Genomic DNA, 5,051 nt, shown 5'->3' with positions numbered 1-5,051 from the left:
ATAAAGATCATTCTATCCTGCGTGCTTCCCTAAAGGGAGCAACATACTGTGGTGCACCGGGTCGTCGTAGTCAGTCTATTGAGCGGGCTCATGGCACCAGTTTGGAACGACCTGCCTTCGCCAGCCACCAAGGTGTCATTCAACACGAGCCCATTTTCATCCTTCTGCTGGTGCCGCTCAGGCGGCATGGTGGTCTATTGTAACTTTTTAATATCCAGGATAAAAATCCCATCCGTGAGAGTTAGTTACCCAGTAATTTTCTGCAATGCTCACCAACTGGCTGTTACTGTCGTACCAATAGCTCCCTGCGTCTACGAAAACCGGAGAGCTATTGAAATCCTCAGTTTCTGTCCGCGTATTGTTGCTTGTATCAACCCAAGAAGACAATTCGTGCTTATACCATTCCCGATCCGTCGTCGTATAGGTATCGACCCAACTGGAACCGTTCCAAAAGTAAACGTCCCTATACCCATATTTAAACGAGTGAAAATATTGCGCCATCACTGGGTCATTAGTGTTCAAAGTGGAACCGTAATACGTTACTACATCCCAAACAACAGAGGATACCGGATTCTTGAGTACCAATCCTATAGCATCATCAACAATTGATATAAAAATATTTTCTGCATCACTGTAGTTCGCTGCGGTTTGTGATTGATCCGCATAAAGGGTCGGATCTCCTTGGTATGTTTCAATTACCTCGCTAGCTCCATAAGGGATAGGTACAGAATCTGGTTGTATAACCCCAGATGTTGTCCCTGCACTTGTGGCATTCGTGGAATTAAGAGTACTTTGATGTTGGGATTCCCACAACTGTGTGAGCGACTTTTGAATAGTAGAGGATTGTGCAGCCTGTCCATGCAATGTAGATATAATCTGGATATTTGGTAGCGTTGATTGAACATCAAGCTTAGCTAACGCTTGCTTCATGTTGTTTTGCTCTACTGCCAGTATAGCCGATGTATTGCCCACTTGAGCTTTAGTTAGTGGCTGCACAATATTCACGCTGTTAGACGAATTATTCGTAGTAGCTGCTAGGGCGGTAGAAACATTGCTTGCTATAAAACCTGTACTTAAGAGTAGTGCTGTTGAAAACAATACTGATCTGCGTTTCATAAAATTACCCTCTATTACACTAAATTATTTTGAAGTAATCATATGGAAGTTTGTTTTAATAGTCAATACCATCCGATAATTTCCTAACATATCTAATTTACGCGTCTTTCATATATGAACCACGATGATAGACGTAACAAAGGAAAAATTAAAGCAACAACTGCTATGTACCAAATACGTGAAACCGCACTAAGTATCCATAGGGCAATTGTTGCTATGGCTAAGATAATGGTTGTAGAAATGCTATTAATGGGCGTTGCAGAAAGAATAAGACCACCAAAATCCTTAAGTTCCTTTGCAAAACAATCCGTATGGTATGCACTGATCATGAAAAATTTAAAGCTCGTAACTAAATCAGAACGGGATTTAATTTCATCAGAGCATCGTTCGCAATAAATCTGTTTCATATCATTTACCCTCCTATTGACCTCTATCGGTTTTCTCTAAATGCTATTTTTCCCTTTTAATGTTTACCTTATCATTACCATCCCCATTCTTACAGGGGGTTCGCCAATATTTTATTGTTTTTTCCCATTTCAGGCCTTGAGTCAGGGTTTTCATTTTCTTAGAAACACCCTGTTTCAAGGCGTGTTTCGTAAAACCACGATCTTTCATTTGCTCCTGTTTTCGTCGATTATCGCGCTTACTTACTTTACGTAAGGTCTCGTAACCGGCTTTATGTAAACTATTTTCGCAAAGACAAGGAAAAAGAGAATTAATAAATACTCATGTACTCACTAATTCCTCTATTACGTTCTGACTTATCGGATGAAATCAGTTTTTTTATTAGTTCAGTTCGACGTTCCTTAGAAATCATTATTTTGGGATTTATTATGGGAGTGCTGTTCCAATGGTCTTGATTCCATAAACGATACTCCAACTGATTATTAGTGACCTTTATTTTTGTTGGTTTAAATCTGGTGTTAGGCTGTAGTAGTGGACACAACGAATCGAGAATGTGAAAATAAGTAAATCTTTGATTCGAGGTGTTCATGTTGAAACGACAGTACGACAACGATTTTAAACTCAATACTGTTAAACTGGTTATAGAGGAGGGGAAGGTTGCCTCCCAGGTAGCACGTGATCTTGGAAACACTTCAAAGACGCTTTACGGTTGGATTGCTCAGTATAAAGATGACCCTAAACATCCATTTGTGGGTAGCGGGCATCTCAAGCCGGAAGCCCAAGCGGCAAGAGATTTGGAGCGTGAGAACCGGGAGTTGCGGGAGGAGAATGAAATCTTAAAAAAGGCGTTACGCATCTTCAGCTAAGACCGGAAGTAAGGTATCAATTCATCTATGATAACCGCTTCGACTTTTCGGTTCAGAGGATGTGCAAAGTACTGCAGGTTTATCGAAGCGGCTACTATGCATGGTTAAAACGTCCTGAGAGTGAGCGTAAACGTCATCGACGCATGGTCACGCGACGAATCCATGAAATCTACCTGTCCTCTCGGCGTTTGTACGGGAGTCCAAAGATCACTCAGGTGCTCCGTGGCGAAGGGCTACAGATTGGTCAGAAAACAGTGGCTGGTATCATGCGAGAAAACGGGCTCAAGAGCCGTACAGTACGCAAATACAAGGCAACCACCAACTCAAAACACAACCACCCTGTGCATGACAATGTGCTCAACCAGACGTTTCAGGCAGAGCGTCCGAATCAGGTGTGGATGTCGGATATCACGTATGGTACGCCCAGCTAACATCAGTCACCTCATGGTGCTTAAGTTACTTGAGCATGTTTGTGTTTGTCAATCGAAAAGTTGACGTGCCAGATGACCGAGTAATTATAAAAATTCTTGATGCAACACAATCCAGGGATCATCTTGCTAACTACTTTGATTCGCTGAAAAGTAAGAAAGAGGTTTTCACTAACGAACAGGTGGATGAACTTTATCATTTTGCTTTGCACAAGGTCATCACAGCCTGACATTGTAGCAACGCATAAAATCTATGCAAAACATGCAAAAAACGCTTGGAGGAAATGATCACTCCGGCCATATCTCCTCAATTGATCATTTAAGCGCCTTTGCAATTCTCTTGGCTACAGGGAGCGTGAGGGTTCGTTTCCCATTGACAATGTCACTCAATGTTTGATAGGTTACCCCCGCTCGATCAGCTAACCAGGTTTGTTTGATGCCTTTTTCTTGAAGATCTCACGTAATCGATTGAAATCTGCCATATTCAGTATCCTTTTTCCTTATAGAGGTTGTTCAAAAAGGGGTCAGAACTCCCCGGCGCATTGCAGCGTCAGCACCAAGAATGCTCCCTCACGTACCCAAAACGTATGCTCAGTCCACATTCTTGGCTCGCTTCCTTGCACTGCGCGGGTCTTACCTGACCCCTTTTTGAACAGGCACTTTAAATAGGGAGATGAATTGAAAATGACCTATATTGGTGGAAGTGGTCCTCAAGTCGGTGTTTATGCCAATTTTAACACCACGAGTGATGTTGAAGCGGCAGTTACAACCTATGGGTGGCCTGGAATTGCTGCCACGGCAGGAGAAGGACAATCAACTTCTCCGTATACCTATGCGCTGCAGGCTGCTGGACAGGATACGACTGTGGACCAAATGATCGAAAACGCTTATGCCAAAGTGAATTTTTGGTGGCTCAGCGTGTGGACAGTATCTGGACCATCGGCATCCGCGACAAACGCGGAGTGGAAGTCTGCAATGGAGACTGCTGCCTCAGATGTGGCCGCTCCAACGATCCTGAAAGCATCTGAGACATACGGATTCGTTCCGGCCTATGTCGTTCTCGACCTTGAAGGCACTTACCAACCGAACAGCGCAGGGCAAGCTCATGCTGCAATTGAGGGATGGATCACTGGACTAGGTTCCGAATTAACGGGTGCATTATATATCAATCAGTCCGATTTTACCACATGGGACGCTAACTCTTTCGGGGTTCCATTATTTGTCGCGGTGGATGTAGCGGATTACACGGGACCGGTTACTGGGAGCAATATCGTTGGGTATATGGCTTTTGACGGAACATGTTCAGATGCTGGTTCGCAAGTTAGTATCATTGATCAATGGGGTGCTAACATGAATACGATTCAGTTTGCTGAATCGGTATATACATGCAACTCCTAGCCTCCAAAAGAGTCGGAGTTCCTTTCCGACTCTTTTGAGTTACTTAGTGAATTGAAAAAAGAAGGCAACGGGCGTCGTTCCCAGGCTGTAGTGTGTTCCAGATTGCGCCAAAAAACAGGTTACGTGTACCGTATCGTGGACTTCCTGAAACTCTACGCTGGTTACCCAGGGGTTGTGTGGACCAGGAATTGTCATTAATCTATTCGGCTTAATCGTGGGTTCATACTGTTCTCCTGGTACCGTTGGTGTGGACAGGTGTAGAATATTGGCACTTAGAAGTGTAAACGAAAATCGGTAACCGTGGTCCCAAAAATGCACATCCCGAAAGTCATCGAGGCTAAAGAATTGATTCATAGGCCGCGCTTTGTTAAAGTCCGTGATAAATCCAATTTGAGGTGGACTATTCCAAATGCTCACGACAGTAAAATCAGGCTCAGTCCACTTTTTAGTTTTAATTACGGCCTGCGTTTTCTGCGAGACAGTTGTATTAGTTAAATGGACACGGGAAACAGTAGTCCCACACCCCGTCATTGCCAAGCATGTCAAAGCAAGCGCAGCCACACCGATTCCCCGTGTTCGATTTTGCACACAAACCACCCTTTGTCTTCGAATATCGCGGTGTCTTGATCATTAGATCAAAACCGCACGGTAGAAATTCGACACATTATTGAGTGTCTTATCCCTTTGGTTATGCAATCATAAACCTCTCTTTCCTTTGACGACGCCATGCACAGAATAGTTACAACTGCAATAATGATCGCTGTCAGAGACGTCGCACCAGACCAACGCTATGAATATGAACGAGCAAAGGAGGAATCTAGCATAAAGACCTATACCC

Annotated in this window: 8 protein-coding genes and 1 pseudogene; 5 read left to right on the top strand and 4 right to left on the bottom strand. The window is 43.7% G+C overall.

The window, feature by feature from the left end:
* The coding region (locus BM613_RS15395) for a hypothetical protein (RefSeq protein WP_219930709.1) at positions 1-203 on the top strand (203 nt) is incomplete at its 5' end.
* Between the two features lie 4 nt (positions 204-207).
* Here BM613_RS15395 and BM613_RS13845 read toward each other — a convergent pair.
* Complete coding sequence (locus BM613_RS13845; protein ID WP_109431756.1) at positions 208-1,116, bottom strand: hypothetical protein; 909 nt, start codon at positions 1,114-1,116, stop codon at positions 208-210.
* Between the two features lie 92 nt (positions 1,117-1,208).
* The gene (locus BM613_RS13840) at positions 1,209-1,523 is read right to left on the bottom strand and encodes a hypothetical protein (RefSeq protein ID WP_109431755.1); all 315 of its coding nucleotides are present in this window, start codon (positions 1,521-1,523) and stop codon (positions 1,209-1,211) included.
* A 588-nt stretch (positions 1,524-2,111) separates the two neighbouring features.
* On the opposite strand from BM613_RS13840, the gene BM613_RS13835 reads away from it, so the two are divergent.
* From BM613_RS13835 to BM613_RS15390, 3 genes are read left to right on the top strand one after another with little or no spacing between them, the layout of a single operon-like run.
* Positions 2,112-2,387, top strand: coding sequence for a transposase (locus BM613_RS13835; protein WP_219930708.1), 276 nt, complete (start codon positions 2,112-2,114; stop codon positions 2,385-2,387).
* Positions 2,388-2,446: 59 nt separating this feature from the next.
* Positions 2,447-2,818, top strand: coding sequence for an IS3 family transposase (locus BM613_RS13830; RefSeq protein WP_109431753.1), 372 nt, complete (start codon positions 2,447-2,449; stop codon positions 2,816-2,818).
* A 35-nt stretch (positions 2,819-2,853) separates the two neighbouring features.
* A complete protein-coding gene (locus BM613_RS15390) occupies positions 2,854-3,045 on the top strand; it encodes a hypothetical protein (protein ID WP_219930707.1) in 192 nt (63 codons plus the stop codon).
* 85 nt (positions 3,046-3,130) lie between these two features.
* Here the strand turns inward: BM613_RS15390 and BM613_RS13820 are convergent.
* Positions 3,131-3,256 (bottom strand): annotated as a pseudogene (locus BM613_RS13820) (helix-turn-helix transcriptional regulator); the annotation flags it as partial.
* Positions 3,257-3,493: 237 nt separating this feature from the next.
* On the opposite strand from BM613_RS13820, the gene BM613_RS13815 reads away from it, so the two are divergent.
* On the top strand, positions 3,494-4,213 hold the full coding sequence (locus BM613_RS13815) for a hypothetical protein (RefSeq protein WP_181363190.1): 720 nt from the start codon (positions 3,494-3,496) through the stop codon (positions 4,211-4,213).
* Between the two features lie 39 nt (positions 4,214-4,252).
* Here BM613_RS13815 and BM613_RS13810 read toward each other — a convergent pair whose 3' ends face one another.
* The gene (locus tag BM613_RS13810) at positions 4,253-4,801 is read right to left on the bottom strand and encodes a hypothetical protein (RefSeq protein ID WP_146192833.1); all 549 of its coding nucleotides are present in this window, start codon (positions 4,799-4,801) and stop codon (positions 4,253-4,255) included.
* Between the last annotated feature and the right edge of the window lie 250 nt (positions 4,802-5,051).

Origin of the sequence: Sulfoacidibacillus thermotolerans, assembly GCF_003144315.1 — a bacterium.
GTDB lineage: Bacteria > Bacillota > Bacilli > Alicyclobacillales > SLC66 > Sulfoacidibacillus > Sulfoacidibacillus thermotolerans.
This window is presented reverse-complemented; position numbering and strand designations above follow the sequence as displayed.

What these genes read in the sequence shown, in the direction of transcription:
- BM613_RS13845 (WP_109431756.1), bottom strand. Translation starts at nt 1,116, where the DNA reads ATGAAACGCAGATCAGTATTGTTTTCAACAGCACTACTCTTAAGTACA.
- BM613_RS13840 (WP_109431755.1), bottom strand. Translation starts at nt 1,523, where the DNA reads ATGAAACAGATTTATTGCGAACGATGCTCTGATGAAATTAAATCCCGT.
- BM613_RS13830 (WP_109431753.1), top strand. Translation starts at nt 2,447, where the DNA reads ATGTGCAAAGTACTGCAGGTTTATCGAAGCGGCTACTATGCATGGTTA.
- BM613_RS15390 (WP_219930707.1), top strand. Translation starts at nt 2,854, where the DNA reads ATGTTTGTGTTTGTCAATCGAAAAGTTGACGTGCCAGATGACCGAGTA.